14 protein-coding genes and 1 pseudogene are annotated in these 19,339 nt (G+C 72.2%); 6 read left to right on the forward strand and 9 right to left on the reverse strand.

The genetic code is table 11. The features are described from left to right. Positions 1-101 precede the first annotated feature (101 nt). Genes wecB through ACIRD7_RS04180 form a run of 4 tightly spaced genes read left to right on the forward strand, consistent with a single transcriptional unit; the run spans position 102 to position 5,854 of the window. Positions 102-1,190, forward strand: a complete 1,089-nt coding sequence (gene wecB / locus ACIRD7_RS04165) for a non-hydrolyzing UDP-N-acetylglucosamine 2-epimerase (protein WP_403449451.1) — start codon at positions 102-104, stop codon at positions 1,188-1,190. Further along, a complete protein-coding gene (locus ACIRD7_RS04170) occupies positions 1,183-1,854 on the forward strand; it encodes a class I SAM-dependent methyltransferase (protein ID WP_403449453.1) in 672 nt (223 codons plus the stop codon). Before wecB ends, ACIRD7_RS04170 begins: the two co-directional genes overlap by 8 nt. Beyond that, positions 1,854-3,662 (forward strand): hypothetical protein, encoded by a 1,809-nt coding sequence (locus ACIRD7_RS04175; RefSeq protein WP_403449456.1) that lies wholly within the window; start codon positions 1,854-1,856, stop codon positions 3,660-3,662. Before ACIRD7_RS04170 ends, ACIRD7_RS04175 begins: the two co-directional genes overlap by 1 nt. Then, complete coding sequence (locus tag ACIRD7_RS04180; RefSeq protein ID WP_403449459.1) at positions 3,659-5,854, forward strand: glycosyltransferase; 2,196 nt, start codon at positions 3,659-3,661, stop codon at positions 5,852-5,854. The genes ACIRD7_RS04175 and ACIRD7_RS04180 overlap by 4 nt, the downstream gene beginning before the upstream one ends. A gap of 149 nt (positions 5,855-6,003) precedes the next feature. On the opposite strand, the gene ACIRD7_RS04185 is transcribed toward ACIRD7_RS04180, so the two are convergent. Next, complete coding sequence (locus ACIRD7_RS04185) at positions 6,004-7,299, reverse strand: MFS transporter (RefSeq protein ID WP_403451645.1); 1,296 nt, start codon at positions 7,297-7,299, stop codon at positions 6,004-6,006. A 222-nt stretch (positions 7,300-7,521) separates the two neighbouring features. Beyond that, positions 7,522-8,187, reverse strand: a complete 666-nt coding sequence (locus ACIRD7_RS04190) for a TetR/AcrR family transcriptional regulator (RefSeq protein WP_403449462.1) — start codon at positions 8,185-8,187, stop codon at positions 7,522-7,524. Positions 8,188-8,356: 169 nt separating this feature from the next. On the opposite strand from ACIRD7_RS04190, the gene ACIRD7_RS04195 reads away from it, so the two are divergent. Together ACIRD7_RS04195 and ACIRD7_RS04200 are read left to right on the forward strand one after the other, a co-directional pair. After that, complete coding sequence (locus ACIRD7_RS04195; protein ID WP_403449465.1) at positions 8,357-9,241, forward strand: shikimate dehydrogenase; 885 nt, start codon at positions 8,357-8,359, stop codon at positions 9,239-9,241. 14 nt (positions 9,242-9,255) lie between these two features. Further along, a complete protein-coding gene (locus ACIRD7_RS04200) occupies positions 9,256-11,049 on the forward strand; it encodes a bifunctional sugar phosphate isomerase/epimerase/4-hydroxyphenylpyruvate dioxygenase family protein (RefSeq protein ID WP_403449468.1) in 1,794 nt (597 codons plus the stop codon). Here the strand turns inward: ACIRD7_RS04200 and ACIRD7_RS04205 are convergent. The 7 genes and pseudogenes from ACIRD7_RS04205 to tal form a co-directional block, all read right to left on the reverse strand. Beyond that, on the reverse strand, positions 11,036-12,481 hold the full coding sequence (locus ACIRD7_RS04205) for a membrane-associated oxidoreductase (RefSeq protein ID WP_403449470.1): 1,446 nt from the start codon (positions 12,479-12,481) through the stop codon (positions 11,036-11,038). The genes ACIRD7_RS04200 and ACIRD7_RS04205 overlap by 14 nt on opposite strands. A gap of 24 nt (positions 12,482-12,505) precedes the next feature. Further along, positions 12,506-13,173, reverse strand: a pseudogene (locus ACIRD7_RS04210) (histidine phosphatase family protein). Positions 13,174-13,179: 6 nt separating this feature from the next. Next, entirely contained in the window at positions 13,180-14,058 is an 879-nt protein-coding gene (gene gnd / locus ACIRD7_RS04215; protein WP_403449472.1) for a phosphogluconate dehydrogenase (NAD(+)-dependent, decarboxylating), read from the reverse strand. Position 14,059: 1 nt separating this feature from the next. Beyond that, the gene (gene pgi / locus ACIRD7_RS04220) at positions 14,060-15,712 is read right to left on the reverse strand and encodes a glucose-6-phosphate isomerase (protein ID WP_403449475.1); all 1,653 of its coding nucleotides are present in this window, start codon (positions 15,710-15,712) and stop codon (positions 14,060-14,062) included. Then, positions 15,705-16,640: a glucose-6-phosphate dehydrogenase assembly protein OpcA gene (opcA, locus tag ACIRD7_RS04225; protein ID WP_403449477.1), complete on the reverse strand. Its 936-nt coding sequence runs from the start codon at positions 16,638-16,640 to the stop codon at positions 15,705-15,707. Before opcA ends, pgi begins: the two co-directional genes overlap by 8 nt. Further along, positions 16,637-18,166, reverse strand: a complete 1,530-nt coding sequence (gene zwf, locus ACIRD7_RS04230; protein WP_403449480.1) for a glucose-6-phosphate dehydrogenase — start codon at positions 18,164-18,166, stop codon at positions 16,637-16,639. Before zwf ends, opcA begins: the two co-directional genes overlap by 4 nt. Beyond that, entirely contained in the window at positions 18,163-19,335 is a 1,173-nt protein-coding gene (gene tal / locus ACIRD7_RS04235; protein WP_403449482.1) for a transaldolase, read from the reverse strand. Before tal ends, zwf begins: the two co-directional genes overlap by 4 nt. Positions 19,336-19,339: the final 4 nt, after the last annotated feature.

Genomic DNA, 19,339 nt, shown 5'->3' on the forward strand with positions numbered 1-19,339 from the left:
GGCCCACCAACGGTCACAGTCCCCAGGACACCGGCCGCGAGGGAGCCGACGGGCGGCTGAAGGCGCCCGTAGGCGACCGAGCCATCCAACACGGAGGCCAGATGAACGGCTGCGTACTTCATGTCGTCGGCACCCGGCCGAACTTCGTCAAGGCCGCGCCCGTCGTCGCCGCCCTCGGCGCCGCCGGCTGCGACCAGGTGCTCGTCCACACCGGGCAGCACTACGACGAGCGGATGTCGGACATCTTCTTCCGGCAGCTCGGCCTGCCCGAGCCCGACACCGACCTGGGCGTCGGCTCCGGCAGCCACGCCCGGCAGACCGCCGACCTCCTGGTGGCCCTTGAGGGTGAACTGACCGCCCGCGCACCGGCCCTGGTCACGGTGTACGGCGACGTGAACTCGACGCTGGCCGCGGCGCTGGTCGCCGCCAAGCTCGGCGTGCCGGTCGCGCACGTGGAAGCGGGCCTGCGCAGCTTCGACATGTCGATGCCGGAGGAGGTGAACCGGCGTCTGGTCGACCAGCTGGCGGAGCTGTTGTTCGCCACGAGCCCCGAGGCCGTCGGCCATCTCGCCCGCGAGGGCGTCGCCGCCGAGCGGGTGCATCTCGTCGGGAACCCGATGATCGACACCCTGCTCACCCATATGGACCAGTTCGACGCGGCGGGCGTCCGCGCGACGCACGGGCTGCCCGAGCGCTACGGCGTCGTCACCCTGCACCGGCCCGCCAACGTCGACGACCCCGAGGCCGCCAAGGCGGCCGCCCGCGTCCTGGCAGAGGCCGCCCGCCATCTCGACCTCGTCATACCGCTGCACCCGCGCGGCCGGGAAGCGCTGCGCGCGGCCGGCCTCGCGGACGCGCCGGGCGTCCGTCTCCTCGATCCGCTCGGCTACGTCGAGTTCATGAGCCTGGTGCGGGGCGCCGCCGCGGTGATCACCGACTCGGGAGGAGTGCAGGAGGAGACGACCGTCCTGGGCGTCCCCTGCCTGACCCTGCGCACCACGACCGAACGCCCGGTCACCGTCACCCACGGCACCAACCGGCTCGTCCGGCACGGCGAACTGGTGCCCGCGCTGCGCAAGCTGCTGGACGGCGGGGGAGCGGCGCCGGCGGAGGGGCCGCCCTTGTGGGACGGCCGGGCCGGTGCCCGGATCGCCCGGGTGATCACCGGATGGCTGGAGCGCCATGGCTGACGACACGCTCACCCACGACGGCACCCTCACCGGCCCCAGCCTCGCCGCGCGGCGGTACTGGGACGCCCGGCACGCCGACCACGACGAACTCGCCTCGGGCGGGCACATCGGCCTCGACCGCCCCGGCAACGAGCTCTTCTACGCCCAGCGGCTCGGCACACTGCTCGACCTGGTCGGCGACCTGTCCAGCACCGCCGCCCCGCTGTTCGTCCTCGACGCCGGCTGCGGCAAGGGGTACTTCGCCCGTGCCCTGGCCCGCTGCGGCCACCGGGTCGACGCCTTCGACGCCAGCCCGACCGCCGTGCAGCACGCCCGCGCCGAGGCCGGCGGCCCGCGCTACACGGTCGCCGCGCTCGACGAGTGGCGCAGTCCCTGGCCGTACGACATCGTTGTCTGCGTGGACGTCCTGTTCCACGTGCTCGACGACGAGGAGTGGGCGGACGGTCTGCGCAACCTCGCCTCCCTCGTCCGGGTCGCCGGCCGGCTGGTCGTCACCGACGAGGACACCGACCGGCGCACGCCCCGCGGCGACTACATCGTGCACCGCCCGCTCACCGCCTACCGCGCCGAAATCGAGCCGCTCGGCCTGCGGCACACCGTTTCCAGGCCGTACGGCTTCCGGGAGAACCGGGTCGGCTTCCACGTCTTCACGAGGACCCGCTGATGCGCCTGACCGATCTGCTCCATCCGCACCTCGACGCCGTCACGACGGTGGTGGACGCGACCGGCGGCGGCCTGCGCCTGGAGCCGTACCTGCATCTGCCGCCGGGCGTCGCGCTGCGCGACGACGACGAACGTCCCGTCGAGGAGGGCGAGCTGGTCCTGCTCTCCTACGGGCCCGACGCCGAACTGCACGGCAGCGAGGACGCCTGCCGTGCCGTACTGGCACGGATGCGGACCGGTGCCCGCGCCCTGATCGTGTTCGGGCACGGCGGCTGCGAGCTGCCCTACCACCGGCTCCTCGACCACCTGGTGGCCCAGCGCTGCCAGGTGCTGCGCGCGGCGCCCCTCGACTACGTCCATCTGCACGCGGGCGCGGTGATCGCCCGCACCGACGAACTCCTGCCGCCGCACGACTTCTTCGGCCGGCCCGTCCCGTCCGACGGCCACGCCACGGCCCTGCGGATCGCCGACGAGTACGTCTTCGCCGACCTCGCCTCCCGCTCCCTGCGGGCCCGGGTGCTGGACCTCGAGACGGCCGCCGAGGAGGCGGAACGCGTCCGGGAGGCGTCCGGACAGGACGGTCTCGCCGACCGGCTCGCCGCCGCCGTACGGGAGAAGGAGCAGCTCGCCGCCGCGCTGCGGGGGGCCCGGGACCGGGTCGACGTGCTTCAGGCGCGGGTGGCCATGCTGGAGGGCTCGACCTCGCTGCGGGTAGGAAAGGCACTGGTGACGGCCGCGCGCTCGCCGAAGCGGGGCGCGGCGCGGCTGCCCGGGGAGCTGTACGGACTGTGGCGCGGCCGGCGTCGCTCGGCCGTACGGGCGACCGCCGGTGCGCCGACGGCGCAGGCCGAGCCCGAGGCGCCGCTCGACGACCGGTTCCACCTCGCCCATCGCGCCCTGAGCTCGGCGCCCCGCGACCGCCTCGTCATTGCCGGAGTGCTCACCCGCGCGACGGCCGAGGACTTCGGGGCGGACGTGGTGGTCAACCGCCTGCTGCCGCACGACGGACGGCTGCTCGTCCAGCGCACCGACCCCGACGTGCTCGTGGTGCAGCTCAGCGCCTGCGCCGGCGAGGGACCCTGGTGGCAGACCGGCACCGGACTCGCCCCCGACCTCGACCGCACGCTCGCCGAACTGCTCGCGGAAGCCCGGGTGCTGGGCCGTAAGGCGGTGCTGTGGCGGGACGGTCCCGCCACCGCCGCACCCGGGCTCGCCCGCCTCGCCTGGGACGCCGTCCTCGACACCGACACCGGAGTACGGCTCGCCCGGCTCGACCCGGCGGCCGAGGGCAGGGAGCGGCTGCGCGAGGTGTTCCGGGCGGACAGCACCCGGGTACGGCTGTCCCGGCTCGCGCTGCTGACCGGCGCCCCGGATCCGCTGGACGAGCGGCGCGTCGCCGTGCTGGCCGCGCCCCGGGACCGTACCGACGTGGCCCGGCTGGCAGGCCAGGTGCTCGGCCAGCTGCACCGCCCGGTCGAGGTGGTCGTGCCCGATCCGGAGGGCCTCGACGAACTCACCGCGGCCGGAGTGACCGTACGCCGCGGGCAGCCCCTGGCGCCCTGGGTCGCCGACTGGACGGACCTCACCGAGGAACGACCGGACACCTTGCTGCTGGATCTGATGTGCGCCCAGGAGTACTCCGGCGCCGACGCGGTCGGCCACACGCCGGCCGCCGACGACTACGTCTTCGTACCGGCGCTGCGGCCGCTGCTCGTGCGCCGGTCGCTGCATCTGTCCGGTACGGATCCCGGCGGCTGGACGGGGCAAGGGCACCGGTTGTTCGCCGTGCGCGGGAAGGAGCCGTCATGAGCCGTACGCTGCGGGCGCTCGTCTACGGCGACGTCGACCTCAACCTCATCGACGGCTCCGCCGTGTGGGCGCAGTCGACCGTGCAGGCGCTGTCCCGGGCGGGCTGCGACGTCCGGCTGGTCCTCAAGTCCCCGGTCCAGACAGGTCGGTTGACCGATCCGCTGGCCGAGCTGCCCGGGGTCACCCTGGTGCGGCCGCACGACGAGCGGCTGCTGCCGGGGCTCGCCGACCGGCCCATGTCGCCGGTGCAGGCCTCGGAGGTGCTCGCCCGGCTCGACGAGGACGAGCCCTGCGATCTGCTGGTGCTGCGGGGCCGGCGGCTGGTCACCCGGATCGTGGCCGACGGCGCCTTCGACGGGCGGATCTGGGCCTACCTCACCGACATCCCGCAGTCCGCCGCCGAGATGACCGAGGCGGCCCGCGCGGACCTCGTCCGGATCACCGAGGCCGCGCAGCGGCTGCTGTGCCAGACCGAGGAGTTGCGCTGCTTCCTGGAGACCTGGGTGCCCGAGGCGTGCGGCAAGTGCGTGCTCAGCCCGCCCGCCGTGCCCGAGCCGGGCTTCCCGCTGCCGGAGCGCGACGGGCCGCACGATCCGCTGCGGCTCGTCTACACCGGCAAGTTCGCACCCCGCTGGAACACACTGCCGATGACCCGGCTGCCCCAGCTTCTGGCCGAACGGGGCGTCCGCGCCGAACTGCACACCGTCGGCGACAAGATCCACGACGACCCGGGCCACCCGGACTTCCAGGCCGACATGGCGCGGGCCCTGGCCGCCACCCCCGGCGTCCACCACCGCGGCGGACAGCCCCGCGAGGAGGCCATGCGGATCGCCGCGGACTGTGACCTGGGCCTGGGCTGGCGGGACCCGGTGCTCGACTCCAGCCTCGAACTGTCCACCAAGGTGCTGGAGTTCGGCGCCCTGGGCCTGCCCGTGGTCCTCAACCGCACCCCGGCGCACGAGACGCTGCTCGGCACCGACTACCCGCTGTTCGTGCCCGGCCGCGCCGCGCTCGACGACGCCGTCGAGGCCGTCGTCCGGGCGGCGCGCGAGCCGGCCGCCAGGCGCCTGGCCGCCGACCGCTGCCGCGCGGCCGCCCGGCAGTACACGCTGGACGGAGCCGCCACCCGCTGGCGCGCGCATCTCGACCGGGCCTTCCCGGCGGCCCCGCTCGGGGTGACGGGACGTCAGCGGCCGTTGCGGGTGGGTGTCGCCGGGCACGACCTGAAGTTCCTCACCCGGCTGCTCGACCACTTCCGCTCCCTGCCCGGCCTCGAGGTGCGGGTCGACGCCTGGCCTGCGCTGTCCCGGCACGACCCGGACGCCAGCCGTGAACTCGCCGACTGGGCGGACGTGGTGGTCGTCGAGTGGTGCGGCCCGGCCGCGGTCTGGTTCAGCCGGCACAAGCGGCGCGGCAGCCGGCTGATCGTCCGCCTGCACCGCTTCGAGCTGGACGCGCCCTGGCCCCGGCAGGTCGACATCGACGCCGTCGACCGGGTGGTGTGCGTCAGCCCGTACTACGCCCGCCGCACCCGCGAACACACCGGCTGGCCCGAGTCGAAGGTCGTGGTCGTGCCCAACTGGGTGGACACCGACCAGCTCGACCGCCCCAAGGCACCCGGCGCCCACCACCGGCTCGGCATGATCGGCATCGCGCCCAGCCGCAAGCGCCTCGACCTCGGCCTCGACGTCCTGGAGGCGCTGCGCGCCCGCGACCGGCGCTGGCACCTGTCGGTCAAGTCGAAGCCGCCCTGGGAGTACTGGTGGATCTGGAACAAGCCCGAGGAGCGTGCGCACTACGACGCCGTGCTGCGCCGCATGCAGACCTCGCCGCTGCTCGAAGGGGCCGTCGTCTTCGACACCTTCGGGCCGGATGTGGCGGGCTGGCTGCGCCGGGTCGGGCATGTGCTGTCCACCAGCGACGACGAGAGCTTCCACCTCGCGCCCGCCGAGGGGATGGCCTCCGGCGCCGTACCGTCGCTGCTGCCGTGGCCCGGCGCCGACGAGATCTACGACAGCCGGTGGATCCACGAGCACCCAGAGGCGATGGCGGAGGCGATCGCCACACTGGGTGAGGAGGGCTGGCGCTCCGCCGCCGAAGTGGCCCGCACCCAGGTACGGGAGGGCTTCTCCCTGGACCGGGTCGCCGACACCTGGACGGAGCTGCTGTGCGCTCCGGCGGGGGCGCCGTGACCCGTCCGAGGGTCGGTGGGGGTTGATCGCACCGTTTCCGCGTCCCTGGCGGGGCGCCCCACCGCGGCGGACCGCGCGGTGCCGGCGCTGTGCCGAACCCCCGGAGCCGTCACGGCGTCCGGGGGCCACGTGGGTCGCGGTCGCGCGAGTCAGGCCGCGACCTTCGCCGGCTGCGGGGCCCGCCCGTCCGTCCGCTCGCCCAGCAGCTCGGTCGGCACCTTGGCGGTCTCGCGGGCGGACAGCGCGGCCACCACCGGCGGCACGCACAGCGCCGCCGTGAACAGGGCCACCGAGAACCAGTCGTCGCCGTCGGGGCCCGCGATCTGCGCGGCGAAGGTCACCGCGAAACCGGCGACCGCGAAGCCGATCTGGGTGCCGATCGCCATACCGGACAGCCGGACACGGGTGGAGAACATCTCGCCGTAGAAGGACGGCCACACGCCGTTCGCGGCGCTGTAGACCACACCGAAGGCGACGATGCCCAGCAGCAGGATCAGCGGGTAGGAGCCGGTGGAGATCGCCCACAGGTACAGGAACATCGTCACCGCGCTGCCGGCCGCGCCGATCAGGTACACCGGCCGGCGGCCGATCCGGTCCGACAGCGTCGCCCACAGCGGGATCGCGCCGAGCGCGACGAGGTTGGCGAGGGCGCCCACCCACAGCATGGCGGACCTGTCCATGCCGACCGAGTCGCTCGTGGCGTAGGACAGCGCCCACACCGTGAAGATCGTGCTGACCGAGGCGACCAGCGCGCCTGCGATCACCCGCAGCACGTCCGCCCAGTGCTCCCGCATCAGCACCGCGAGCGGCAGCTTGACGACGCCCTCGGTGGCGGCCTGCTGCTCGAAGGCGGGCGTCTCGTCCAGTTTGCGGCGGATGACATAGCCGACGACGGCGACCGCGACGCTCATCCAGAACGGCACCCGCCAGCCCCACGACATCAGCTGCTCCTCGGGCAGCGCGGCGACGGGGATGAAGACCAGGGTGGCGAGCAGCTGCCCGCCCTGGGTGCCGCTGAGGGTGAAGCTGGTGAAGAAGCCGCGCCGGTGGGGTGGCGCGTGTTCCAGCGTCATCGAGTTGGCGCTGGCCTGCTCGCCGGCCGCCGAGATGCCCTGGAGCACCCGGCACAGCACCAGCAGGACGGGCGCGAGGGTGCCGACCTGGTCGCGGGTGGGCAGACAGCCGATGAGGAACGTCGAGACGCCCATCAGGATCAGCGTGAAGACCATGATCTTCTTGCGGCCCGCCCGGTCCCCGAAGTGGCCGAGGAACAGCGCGCCGACCGGGCGGGCGGCGTAGGCCACGCCGAACGTCGCCAGCGACAGCAGGGTGGCCGTCGCCGGGTCGGACTCGTCGAAGAAGACCTCGGGGAAGATCAGCGCGGCCGCGCTGCCGTAGATGAAGAAGTCGTAGTACTCCAGGGCGCTGCCGATCCAGGCGGCCATGGCCGCTTTTCTCGGCTGGCCGGCGGGGGTGTCGGGGACGGGGACGGACACGGCGTGCTCCTTCGAGGGGACTCCAACGTAGGCGGAGTGAGCGGGGAACGAGGAAAGCCAGAAGGGAGAGGTGCCGGATCCCGGCTAATTAACCCACTGGGTAGTTAGTAGCGGTGGCTACGGATGTTGCGCCCACGTTTCCCGGGTGTCAAGAGGTCGTGCCGTACGACCTCAGTCCGCCGTGCGCTCCGCCGTCAGGTACGCGATCACCATGTCGCCGAGCATCGAGCGGTAGTGCTCGCGCCGGGCCGGGTCCACCAGGTCGCGGCCGAACAGGGCGCCGAAGGTGTGCCGGTTGGAGACCCGGAAGAAGCAGTAGGAGCTGATCATCGCGTGCAGGTCGACGGCGTCGACGTCGGCCGTGAACAGGCCCGACCGCTGCCCCTGCTCCAGGATCCGGCGGATCACGTCCAGCGCGGGCGAGCCGATCCTGCCGAGCTTCTCGGAGGCGGCGATGTGCTCGGCCCCGTGGATGTTCTCGATCGAGACCAGGCGGATGAAGTCGGGGTGCTGCTCGTGATGGTCGAAGGTCAGCTCGGCCAGCCGGCGGATGGCCGCCACCGGGTCCAGATGCTCGACGTCGAGCCGCTGCTCCGCCTCCCGGATCACGCCGTACGCCCGCTCCAGCACGGTCGTGAACAGCTGCTCCTTGCCGCCGAAGTAGTAGTAGATCATCCGCTTCGTGGTGCGGGTGCGGGCGGCGATCTCGTCCACGCGGGCGCCGTCGTACCCGGCGCGGGCGAACTCCTGCGTCGCGACGTCGAGGATCTCGGCCTGGGTGCGGGCGGCGTCACGGATCCGCCCGTTCGCGCGTGCCGGCTCTTCGACGCTGGTCATCGGCTTCCTTCGGCCAGGGACGGGCGCGCCCCTGCTGGCCCGCCCGTGCCGGTGATTGTAGAAGCCCTCCGGCCCGCGGGGGCGGGACAGGTCTTCCCAAGCTCGGGGGCCGGCTGCTATGACTAACTCACCAGTTCGTACATTAGTGAGCCGCTCAGGAGGTCCCCCGGTGGGCAAGGACGCCAAGGACTCGTATCTCGTCGGGCTGATCGGCTCCGGCATCGGTCCCTCGCTCAGCCCGGCGCTGCACCAGCGGGAGGCCGACCGGCAGGGCCTGCGCTATCTGTACCGGCTCATCGACATCGACACCCTCGCCGTGCCGCCCGAGGCGGTGGGCGACCTGGTGCGGGCCGCCCGCGACCTGGGTTTCGACGGGCTCAACATCACCCACCCCTGCAAGCAGCTCGTCATCGCGCACCTGGACGCGCTCGCCCCGCAGGCCGAGGCGCTGGGCGCGGTCAACACCGTCGTCCTCGAGGACGGCCGGGCGGTCGGGCACAACACCGACGTCACCGGCTTCGCCGCGTCCTTCGCGCGCGGGCTGCCCGACGTCCCGCTGGAGCGGGTCGTGCAGCTGGGTGCCGGGGGCGCGGGCGCGGCCGTCGCGCACGCCATGCTGACCCTGGGCGCCGAGCGGGTCACCGTCGTCGACGCCCTCGGCGACCGGGCCGCCGATCTCGCCGCCGCGCTGAACCGGCACTTCGGCGCCGGCCGCGCGGCCGCCGCCGGCCCCGACGCGCTGCCCGCGCTGCTCGGCCCGGCCGACGGTCTCGTGCACGCCACCCCCACCGGCATGGCGGCCCACCCCGGCCTGCCCCTGCCCGCCGAGCTGCTCCATCCCGGGCTCTGGGTCGCCGAGGTCGTCTACCGCCCCCTGGAGACCGAGCTGCTGCGCACCGCCCGCGGCCTCGGCTGCGCCACCCTCGACGGCGGCGGCATGGCCGTCTTCCAGGCGGCGGACGCGTTCCGCCTGTTCACGGGCCGCGAGCCGGACAGCGCGCGCATGCTCGCGGACATCGCGGAGATGGCCGACGCACTGGGAACCCCGAGGTAGGAAGAGGTACCGGCATGCGCACGTCCATCGCCACCGTCTCCCTGAGCGGATCCCTCACCGAGAAGCTCACGGCCGCCTCACGGGCCGGCTTCGACGGCGTGGAGATCTTCGAGAACGACCTGCTGGCCAGCCCGCTGACCCCGGAGGAGATCCGTGCGCGCTGCGCGGACCTGGGGCTGAGCATTGACCTCTACCAGCCGATGCGGGACATCGAGGCGGTACCCGCCGTCGAGTTCGCCCGCAATCTGCGCCGCGCCCGGCACAAGTTCGAGCTGATGCACAGGCTCGGCGCGGACACCGTCCTCGTCTGCTCCAGCGTCCATCCGCTCGCCGCGGACGACGACGCGCTCGCCGCGTACCACCTGCGCCAACTGGCCGACCTGGCCCAGGAGTTCGGCATCAAGGTGGCCTACGAGGCGCTCACCTGGGGACGGCACGTCAACACGTACACCCACGCCTGGCGCATCGTCGAGGCCGCCGACCACCCGGCGCTCGGCACCTGCCTGGACAGCTTCCACATCCTCTCCCGGGGCTCCGACCCCAAGGGCATCGACGACATCCCGGGCGAGAAGATCTTCTTCCTCCAGCTCGCCGACGCCCCGCTGCTCGCGATGGACGTCCTGCAGTGGAGCCGCCACTACCGCTGCTTCCCCGGCCAGGGCGGCTTCGACGTCGCCGGACTCGTCCGGCACGTCCTGCACACCGGATACGACGGCCCGCTCTCCCTGGAGGTCTTCAACGACGTCTTCCGCCAGGCCGACGCCGGCCCGACGGCCGTGGACGCCCACCGCTCCCTGCTCGTCCTGCAGGAGACGGTCGGCGTCACCACCCCGCCCCCGCCCGTCGTCCCCACCGGCGTCGCCTTCGCCGAACTGGTGACACCCGACGCCGAACCGGTTTCCGCCGTACTCGGCGCCCTGGGCTTCACCCGCACCGCGCGCCATCGCAGCAAGCCGGTCGACCTCTGGCAGCAGGGCGAGGCCCGCCTCCTGGTCAACACCTCGGGCACCGCCCGCCGAAACGGCACCGCTCTAGCCGCGATCGGCCTGGAGTCACCGGACCCGACGGCCGCCGCCCGCCGCGCCGAGGCCCTGCTGGCCCCGGTCCTGCCCCGCCGCCGCGCCGTCGCGGACGCCCCGCTCGACGCGGTCGCCGCACCCGACGGCACGGAACTGTTCTTCTGCGCGACGGACCGCCCCGAACTGCCCAACTGGCGCGCCGACTTCGCGGACCTCGCACACGAGGAGACGACCGCGGGCCCGCACCGCATCGACCACCTCGCCCTCCCCCAGCCCTGGCACCACTACGACGAGGCCACCCTCTTCCACCGCAGCGTCCTCGGCCTGCACGCCCAGGAGAGCGTCGACGTCGCCGACCCCTACGGCCTGATGCGCAGCCGCGCCGTCACCAACGCCGACGGCAGCGTCCGGATCGCCCTGAGCGTCGGCGCGGCGCCCACCGACGACACCGCGCACGCCCAGCACATCGCGCTGGCCACGGACGACGTGGTCGCCGCCGCCCGCCGGTTCCGGGAGGCGGGCGGACGCCTGCTGCCCATCCCCGCCAACTACTACGACGACCTGGCCGCACGGCACGAGTTCGCGGACGGCGAGCTGGAGACGTACCGCGAACTCGGCATCCTCTACGACCGCGACGCGCACGGCGAGTTCCGGCACTGCTACACCATGACCGTCGGCCGGGTCTTCTTCGAGCTGGTGCAGCGGGACGGCTACCGGGGCTACGGCGCCCCGAACGCGCCCGTGCGGCTGGCCGCGCAGCACACCGCGCGGGCGGTCACTGGCGGCTGACGGTGCGGGTCACACCGGCGACGACCGTGGTGGCCAGGATCCAGCCGATCAGGACGAGGGAGTACGCCAGGGCCTGCTGCCCGCCGGTCGGGGCGAAGGCCGGCTCCTGTCCGAAGGAGATCACCGGCAACAGCAGGTCGAGGGTGTAGAAGACCGGGTTGAACTGCGGTGCCTCGTCCGCCTTCAGCGCCGGCGGGGTGTGCAGCGCGAACGCGACCGACCCGGCCGCGAGCAGCGACAGCAGCCAGCCGAGCGCCCGCATCGGCCGGAAGCCGTAGCCGACGGTCGCGTCCTGGACATGGCCCCACAGCCGGCCGTACCAGGGCAGGGTCGTGCGGTGGTGGCGCTGCTTGGCGAGCTGGACGCGACGGGCGGCGGGGTCGTCGCCGGTCCGGCGGTAGGCGGCGGTCAACTGCTCGTACCCGTGCGGGTCGAAGGTGTCCTCGTCCCGCTCCAGCATGGGCAGCCGCCGCTCCGGCGGCACATGCGGGGTCAGCGAGGTGTAGCTGAGATCGAGGAGGCGGACCTGGTCCGGGAGCATCTCCGGGTCCAGGTTGAGGTGTTCGATCTGCGAACGGCGCAGATTGAGCATGCCCTCGATGCGCGGGCCCCGGCGCAGCCACAGCTCGCCGATGACACAGCTGCTCGCCCGCATCGCGGTGCCGCCGGGGTGGGAGAGCCGGCTGTACAGCAGGTCGAGCCGACCGGGTATGCGGGCGCCGCGCATGTCGATGCGGCCGCGGGCGCTCAGCCGTCGCCAGAGCACGTTGGCGCCCACTTCGAGGGCTTCCGCGTCGATGACATTGCCGTCGGGGTTGCTCAGCTCGGCGTCCTCCAGGTCGAGCGAGCCCGCCACGGTGGCGCCGTCCAGCCGGATCCGCCCCCGCGCACGCAGGTGATGGGCGCACAGGTCGTCGTCGACGGACACCTGGTTGAGCTGAAGGGCGGGCTGCGCGGCGTCGGCGACGGTGATCTCCGCGTGGTCGATGAAGAGGGCGCCCGCGATCTGCGCGCCGTCGATCCGCACGGCCCCGTCGAACCGGCAGCGCGTCAGCCGCAGGCTGCCGTCGATCCGGGCACGGGTCACCGACAGGCCGGGCATCTCCGAGTCCCGCAGGCTGACATAGCGCAGCTGGGCGCCGACGAAGTCCGGGACGTTCTCGAAGCGGCAGTGCGTGAGATGAAGGACGCTGTCGACGGTCGCGTACCGCAGATCCAGCTGACCGGTGACCAGCGCCCCGCGAACCTTGAGCGCAGCGATCTCCCCTGATTCACGCGGGCCGTCGAGCAGCAGGGTGCGCAACACGGCGGCCCGCAGGGTGCGTTCGGGCGCCCCTTCCGGCTCGCTTCCCTCACGGAAGTTCACCTCCGCGCCCGTGGCGAAGGCCCTCCAGACTCGCTGTTCGGCCGGTGTCAGATCGTTGATCTCCATCGGCCCCGACTCTGGCGGGCCCGCTCACGCAGTGTCAACCGGCTGTGCCCGTACGTTCCATTCGGCGATCACCGCTCGCCCGTGCTCCGTGGACAACCGGCTCACCGTCCCCGTCGCCAGCTGGAACAGCCGGCCGTCCGCCGGGGCCAGCCCCAGCCGGCGGGCCGTGACGACGCGCAGGAAGTGGCCGTGGGCGACCAGGACGACATCGCCGTCGGCGAGCGCCGGCTCGACGCGGGACAGCACCCGGTCGGCACGCGCCCCGACCTCGGCCGGTGACTCCCCGGGGTGGTCGGCCGGGCCGGGTGCCACGCCGTCGGTCCACAGGTACCAGTCGGGGCGGGTGCGGTGGATGTCGACGGTGGTGACGCCCTCGTAGCCGCCGTAATCCCTCCCCCAAGCTCTTCGAGCAGGGGGGACCCCCAGTGGAGCTCGGGGTCGGGTACGGCCCCGGCCACACCGGCCAGTTCGGCGGTGCGGACCGCGCGGCTCAGCGGGCTGGTGAGCGCCAGGGCGAAGGTCCGGCCGGACAGGAGCGGGGCGAGGGACTTGGCCTGCTCCTCGCCCTCCTGGGTGAGGGGCAGGTCGGTGAAGCTCGTGTGCTGTCCCGACCTGCTCCACTCCGTCTCACCGGTGGGGGCACCTCCCACGCCCTCAAGGCAGTGGGGGAGGACCAGAAGGAGATCCCCCACGGCCGGCTACTCCTTCGACTCGACGGCGTGGCCGCCGAACTGGTTGCGCAGCGCCGCGATCATCTTCATCTGCGGGGAGTCGTCCTGGCGGGAGGCGAACCGGGCGAACAGCGAGGCGGTGATCGCGGGCAGCGGCACCGCGTGGTCGATGGCCGCCTCGACGGTCCACCGGCCCTCGCCGGAGTCCTGCGCGAAGCCCTTCAGCTTCTGCAGGTGCTCGTCCTCGTCGAGGGCGTTCACCGCGAGGTCCAGCAGCCAGGACCGGATGACCGTGCCCTCCTGCCAGGAACGGAACACCTCGCGGACGTTGTCCACCGAGTTGACCTTCTCCAGCAGCTCCCAGCCCTCGGCGTAGGCCTGCATCATGGCGTACTCGATGCCGTTGTGGACCATCTTGGAGAAGTGCCCGGCACCGACCCGGCCGGCGTGGACATAGCCGTACGGACCCTCCGGCTTGAGCGCCTCGAAGATCGGCTCCAGGCGCTCCACGTGCTCCTTGTCGCCGCCGACCATCAGCGCGTAGCCGTTCTCCAGGCCCCACACGCCGCCGGAGACGCCCGCGTCGACGAAGCCGATGCCCTTGATGCCGAGTTCGGCGGCGTGCTTCTCGTCGTCCGTCCAGCGGGAGTTGCCGCCGTCGACGACCGTGTCCCCCGGCTCCAGCAGGTCCTTGAGCTCGTCGACGACGCCCTGGGTGGCGGTGCCGGCCGGGACCATCACCCACACCGTGCGCGGCGCGTCGAGCCGCTGGACCAGCTCTTCGAGGCTCTTGACGTCGGAGACGTCGGGGTTGCGGTCGTAGCCGACGACGGTGTGGCCGGCGCGGCGGATCCGCTCGCGCATGTTGCCGCCCATCTTGCCGAGACCGATCAAACCGAGCTGCATGTCAGTTCACTTCCTTGAGTTCACGGTAGGCGGCCACGAGGGCGGCGGTGGAGGCATCGAGACCGGGGACGTCCGCGCCCTCGGTCAGCGCGGGCTCGACCCGCTTGGCGAGGACCTTGCCGAGCTCCACGCCCCACTGGTCGAAGGAGTCGATGTTCCAGATCGCGCCCTGCACGAACACCTTGTGCTCGTAGAGGGCGACCAGCTGGCCGAGGACCGACGGGGTCAGCTCGGGGGCGAGGATCGTCGTGGTGGGGTGGTTGCCGTGGAAGGTGCGGTGCGCGACCTGCTCCTCGGGCACGCCCTCGGCGCGCACCTCGTCCGCCGTCTTGCCGAAGGCGAGCGCCTGGCCCTGGGCGAACAGGTTCGCCATCAACAGGTCGTGCTGCGCCTTGAGTTCGTCGCGCAGCTCGGCGACCGGACGGGCGAAGCCGATCAGGTCGGCCGGGATCAGCCGGGTGCCCTGGTGGATCAGCTGGTAGTAGGCGTGCTGTCCGTTGGTGCCGGGCGTGCCCCAGACCACCGGTCCGGTCTCCCAGCCCACGGTGTGGCCGTCGCGGTCCACCGACTTGCCGTTGGACTCCATGTCCAGCTGCTGCAGATACGCGGTGAACTTCGACAGGTAGTGCGAGTACGGCAGCACCGCGTGGGACTCGGCGCCGAAGAGGTTGCCGTACCAGATGCCCAGCAGACCCAGCGTCAGCGGGGCGTTGGCCTCGGCGGGCGCGGTCCTGAAGTGCTCGTCGACGACGTGGAAGCCGTCGAGCATCTCCCGGAAGCGCTCCGGGCCGATGGCGATCATCAGGGACAGGCCGATCGCCGAGTCGAAGGAGTACCGCCCGCCGACCCAGTCCCAGAACTCGAACATGTTGTCCGGGTCGATGCCGAACTCCGTGACCTTGCCGGAGTTGGTCGACAGCGCCACGAAGTGCTTCGCGACCGCCTTCTCGTCGCTCCCGAGCCCGGCCAGCAGCCAGGAGCGGGCGGACGTGGCGTTGGTGATCGTCTCGATCGTGGTGAACGTCTTGGACGCGACGATGAACAGTGTCTCCGCCGGATCCAGGTCACGGACCGCCTCGTGCAGGTCGGCGCCGTCGACGTTGGAGACGAACCGGAACGTCAACTCCCGCGCCGTGAACGGGCGCAGGGCCTCGTACGCCATCGCCGGACCGAGGTCGGAGCCGCCGATGCCGATGTTGACGACGTTGCGGATACGGCGGCCGGTGTGGCCGGTCCACTCACCGGCGCGGACGCGGTCCGCGAAGGCGGCCATCTTGTCGAGCACCGCGTGCACCTTGGGCACGACGTTCTCGCCGTCCACCTCGATCACCGCGTCCCGCGGCGCCCGCAGCGCGGTGTGCAGCACCGCCCGGTCCTCGGTGACGTTGATCTTCTCGCCGCGGAACATGGCGTCCCGCAGACCGAACACGTCGGTGGCGGCGGCCAGTTCGCGCAGCAGGGCGAGGGTCTCGTCGTTGACGAGGTGCTTGGAGTAGTCGATGCGCAGATCGCCGACGCGTACGACGTACCGCTGCGCGCGGGAGGGGTCGTCCGCGAACAGGTCCCGCAGCCGCGGACGCCGGAGCACGTCGGCGTGGTGGTCCTCCAGGGCCGTCCACTCGGGCCGCCGGGTGAGCCTGGGGGTCTCAGACATGAGAGGGCGTCTCCTTGGTCGCCTCGCCCCGCAGGGCGATGGCGTACATCTCGTCCGCGTCGAGGCGCCTGAGCTCCTCGGCGATGAGTTCGGAGGTGGTGCGGACCTTCAGTGCGAGGGTGCGGGGCGGCTGGCCCGGCAGGGACAGCGTGGCCAGCGGGCCCTCGGGACGGTCGATGACGATCTCGCCGTTCTCGGTGCCCAGGCGTACGCCCGTGACGAGCGGGCCGGCGGTGACGACCCGGTCGACGGTGACGTGGAGGCGGGCCTCCAGCCAGCGGGCCAGCAGCTCGGCGGCCGGGTTGTCGGCCTCGGCCTCCACGGCCGCCGAGACGATCGGCACCCGGGCCTGGTCCAGGGCCGCGGCGAGCATGGAGCGCCAGGGCGTGAGCCGGGTCCAGGCGAGGTCGGTGTCGCCGGGCGCGTAGGAGCGGGCTCGCAGCTCCAGTTCCGCCATCGGGTTCTCGGAGGTGTACAGATCGGTGATCCGGCGCTGCGCGAGTGCGCCCAGCGGGTCCTTGGAGGGGTTCTCCGGCGCGTCCACCGGCCACCACACGACGACCGGCGCGTCCGGCAGCAGCAGCGGCAGCACCACCGAGTCGGCGTGCTCGGACACCTCGCCGTACAGCCGCAGGATCACCGTCTCGCCGGTGCCCGCGTCGGCGCCCACCCGGACCTCGGCGTCGAGGTGGGAGCGGGTGCGGTCGCGCGGGGTGCGGGCGTGCCGCCTGATCACGACCAGGGTGCGCGCGGGGTGCTCGTGCGAGGCCTCCTCGGCCGCCTTGATCGAGTCGTAGGCGTTCTCCTCGTCCGTGACGATGACCATCGTCAGGACCATGCCCACGGCCGGCGTGCCGATCGCGCGGCGGCCCTGCACCAGCGCCTTGTTGATCTTGCTTGCCGTGGTGTCGCTCAGGTCGATCTTCATGGCCTGCGCCAGCTCCGTCCGTCTCGTGCGAGCATCTCGTCGGCTTCCTCGGGTCCCCAGCTCCCGGACGCGTACCGCGCCGGCCTGCCGTGCGTGTCCCAGTACTCCTCGATCGGGTCGAGGATCTTCCAGGACTCTTCCACTTCCTGGTGACGGGGGAACAAATTGGCGTCCCCAAGGAGGACATCCAGGATGAGCCGCTCGTACGCCTCCGGACTGGACTCCGTGAACGACTCGCCGTAGGCGAAGTCCATCGTCACGTCCCGGATCTCCATCGACGTGCCCGGGACCTTGGAACCGAACCGGACCGTCATGCCCTCGTCCGGCTGGACGCGGATGACGATGGCGTTCTGGCCGAGCTCCTCGGTGGCGGTGGAGTCGAAGGGGGAGTGCGGTGCCCGCTGGAAGACGACCGCGATCTCGGTGACCCGGCGGCCCAGCCGCTTGCCGGTGCGGAGGTAGAAGGGGACGCCCGCCCAGCGCCGGTTGTCCACGTTCAGCCGGACGGCCGCGTACGTGTCGGTCTTCGACCCGGGGTCGATGCCGTCCTCGTCGAGGTAGCCGAGGACCTTCTCGCCGCCCTGCCAGGCGGCCGCGTACTGCCCGCGCACGGTGTGGTTGCCGAGGTCCTCCGGCAGCTTCACCGCCCTGAGCACCTTCAGCTTCTCGGTGAGCAGCGAACCGGCGTCGAAGGCGGCCGGCTCCTCCATGGCGGTCAGCGCCATCAGCTGGAGCAGATGGTTCTGGATGACGTCACGGGCCGAGCCGATGCCGTCGTAGTAGCCCGCACGGCCGCCGATGCCGATGTCCTCGGCCATCGTGATCTGTACGTGGTCGACGTACGACCGGTTCCAGATCGGCTCGAACATCTGGTTCGCGAACCGCAGCGCCAGAATGTTCTGGACGGTCTCCTTGCCCAGGTAGTGGTCGATCCGGAAGACCTGCTCCGGGTCGAACACATCGTGCACGATCGCGTTCAGCTCCCGCGCGCTCGCCAGGTCCCGGCCGAACGGCTTCTCGATGACCGCCCGCCGCCAGGACCCCTCGGGGGCGTCCGCCAGGCCGTGCTTCTTCAGCTGCTGCACGACCTTCGGGAAGAACTTCGGCGGTACGGAGAGGTAGAAGGCGTAATTGCCGCTGGTCCCGCGCGCCTTGTCCAGCTCCTCGACGGTCCGGCGCAGCTGGTCGAACGCCGAGTCGTCGTCGAAGTCACCCGGGATGAACCGCATGCCTTCGGAGAGCTGCTGCCAGACCTCCTCGCGGAACTCGGTCCGGGCGTGCTCGCGCACCGAGTCGTGCACGATCTGCGCGAAGTCCTCGTCCTCCCAGTCCCGGCGGGCGAACCCGACGAGCGAGAAACCCGGCGGCAGCATCCCGCGGTTGGCGAGGTCGTACACGGCCGGCATCAGCTTCTTGCGGGACAGGTCGCCGGTGACCCCGAAGATGACGAGGCCGGACGGGCCGGCGATACGGGGGAGCCGGCGGTCCCGTGGGTCGCGGAGCGGGTTGTCCCAGTCGAAGGTCATTCTGCGTCAGCTCCCTTGCTGCCGAGCGACTTCTTGACGGCGTCCAACAGGTCCTGCCACGCCGCCTCGAACTTGGCGACGCCCTCGTCCTCCAACCGGGTGACGACGTCGTCGTACGAGATCCCGAGCGCCTCCACGGCGGCCAGGTCGGCACGGGCCTGCGCATAGCCGCCGGTCACGGTGTCACCGGTGATCTCGCCGTGGTCGGCGGTGGCGTTCAGCGTGGGCTCCGGCATCGTGTTGACGGTGCCGGGCGCGACCAGTTCATCGACGTACAGGGTGTCCTTGTAGGCAGGGTCCTTAACCCCCGTGGGCGCCCACAGCGGGCGCTGCTTGTTCGCGCGGGTGCCGGCGAGGGCGGTCCAGCGGTCTCCCGCGCGTGTCGAATTGTCGGCAGCGCCGAACCTCTCCTCGTACGCCTCGTAGGCGAGCCGGGCGTTGGCGAGCGCCGCCCTGCCCTTGAGCGCGAGGGCCTCGTCCGTGCCGATCGCCGTCAGCCGCTTGTCGATCTCCGCGTCGACGCGGGAGACGAAGAAGGAGGCCACGGAGTGGATGCCGGACAGGTCCAGGCCGCTCGCGGCCGCCTTCTCCAGGCCGGCCAGGTAGGCGTCCACGACCTCGCGGTAGCGCTCCAGCGAGAAGATCAGCGTGACGTTGACGCTGATGCCGAGGCCGACGACCTCGGTGATCGCAGGCAGGCCCGCCCGCGTCGCCGGGATCTTGATCATCACGTTGGGGCGGTCGACGAGCCAGGCGAGCTGCTTGGCCTCGGCGACGGTGGCCGTCGTGTCGTGGGCCAGGCGCGGGTCGACCTCGATGGAGACCCGGCCGTCCCGGCCTTCGGTGGCGTCGTACACGGGACGCAGGATGTCGGCGGCGGCGCGGACGTCGGCGGTGGTCATCATGCGCACGGCCTCGTCGACCGTGACGCCCCGCTCCGCGAGGTCGGCGAGCTGCTCCTCGTAGCCCTCTCCGGAGCCGATGGCGGCCTGGAAGATGGACGGGTTGGTGGTGACGCCGACGACGTTCTTGCCGGCGATGAGCTCGGCGAGGTTGCCGGACTCGATCCGCTTGCGCGACAGGTCGTCCAGCCAGATCGAGACGCCCTCGTCGGCCAGGCGCTTCAGCGTGCCCGCGGACGCGGTCGCTTGGGTGGTCACAGTGATCATCTTC

The organism is Streptomyces sp. NPDC093568 (assembly GCF_044764945.1).
In the GTDB taxonomy this organism is placed as follows: Bacteria; Actinomycetota; Actinomycetes; order Streptomycetales; family Streptomycetaceae; genus Streptomyces.

Coding starts and splice junctions, on each gene's coding strand:
- zwf (WP_403449480.1), bottom strand. CDS start 18,166: ATGACCTTCGACTGGGACAACCCGCTCCGCGACCCACGGGACCGCCGG.
- wecB (WP_403449451.1), top strand. CDS start 102: ATGAACGGCTGCGTACTTCATGTCGTCGGCACCCGGCCGAACTTCGTC.
- tal (WP_403449482.1), bottom strand. CDS start 19,335: ATGATCACTGTGACCACCCAAGCGACCGCGTCCGCGGGCACGCTGAAG.
- ACIRD7_RS04200 (WP_403449468.1), top strand. CDS start 9,256: ATGCGCACGTCCATCGCCACCGTCTCCCTGAGCGGATCCCTCACCGAG.
- ACIRD7_RS04185 (WP_403451645.1), bottom strand. CDS start 7,299: ATGGCCGCCTGGATCGGCAGCGCCCTGGAGTACTACGACTTCTTCATC.
- ACIRD7_RS04180 (WP_403449459.1), top strand. CDS start 3,659: ATGAGCCGTACGCTGCGGGCGCTCGTCTACGGCGACGTCGACCTCAAC.
- ACIRD7_RS04205 (WP_403449470.1), bottom strand. CDS start 12,481: ATGGAGATCAACGATCTGACACCGGCCGAACAGCGAGTCTGGAGGGCC.
- gnd (WP_403449472.1), bottom strand. CDS start 14,058: ATGCAGCTCGGTTTGATCGGTCTCGGCAAGATGGGCGGCAACATGCGC.
- ACIRD7_RS04170 (WP_403449453.1), top strand. CDS start 1,183: ATGGCTGACGACACGCTCACCCACGACGGCACCCTCACCGGCCCCAGC.
- opcA (WP_403449477.1), bottom strand. CDS start 16,640: ATGAAGATCGACCTGAGCGACACCACGGCAAGCAAGATCAACAAGGCG.
- ACIRD7_RS04175 (WP_403449456.1), top strand. CDS start 1,854: ATGCGCCTGACCGATCTGCTCCATCCGCACCTCGACGCCGTCACGACG.
- ACIRD7_RS04190 (WP_403449462.1), bottom strand. CDS start 8,187: ATGACCAGCGTCGAAGAGCCGGCACGCGCGAACGGGCGGATCCGTGAC.
- pgi (WP_403449475.1), bottom strand. CDS start 15,712: ATGTCTGAGACCCCCAGGCTCACCCGGCGGCCCGAGTGGACGGCCCTG.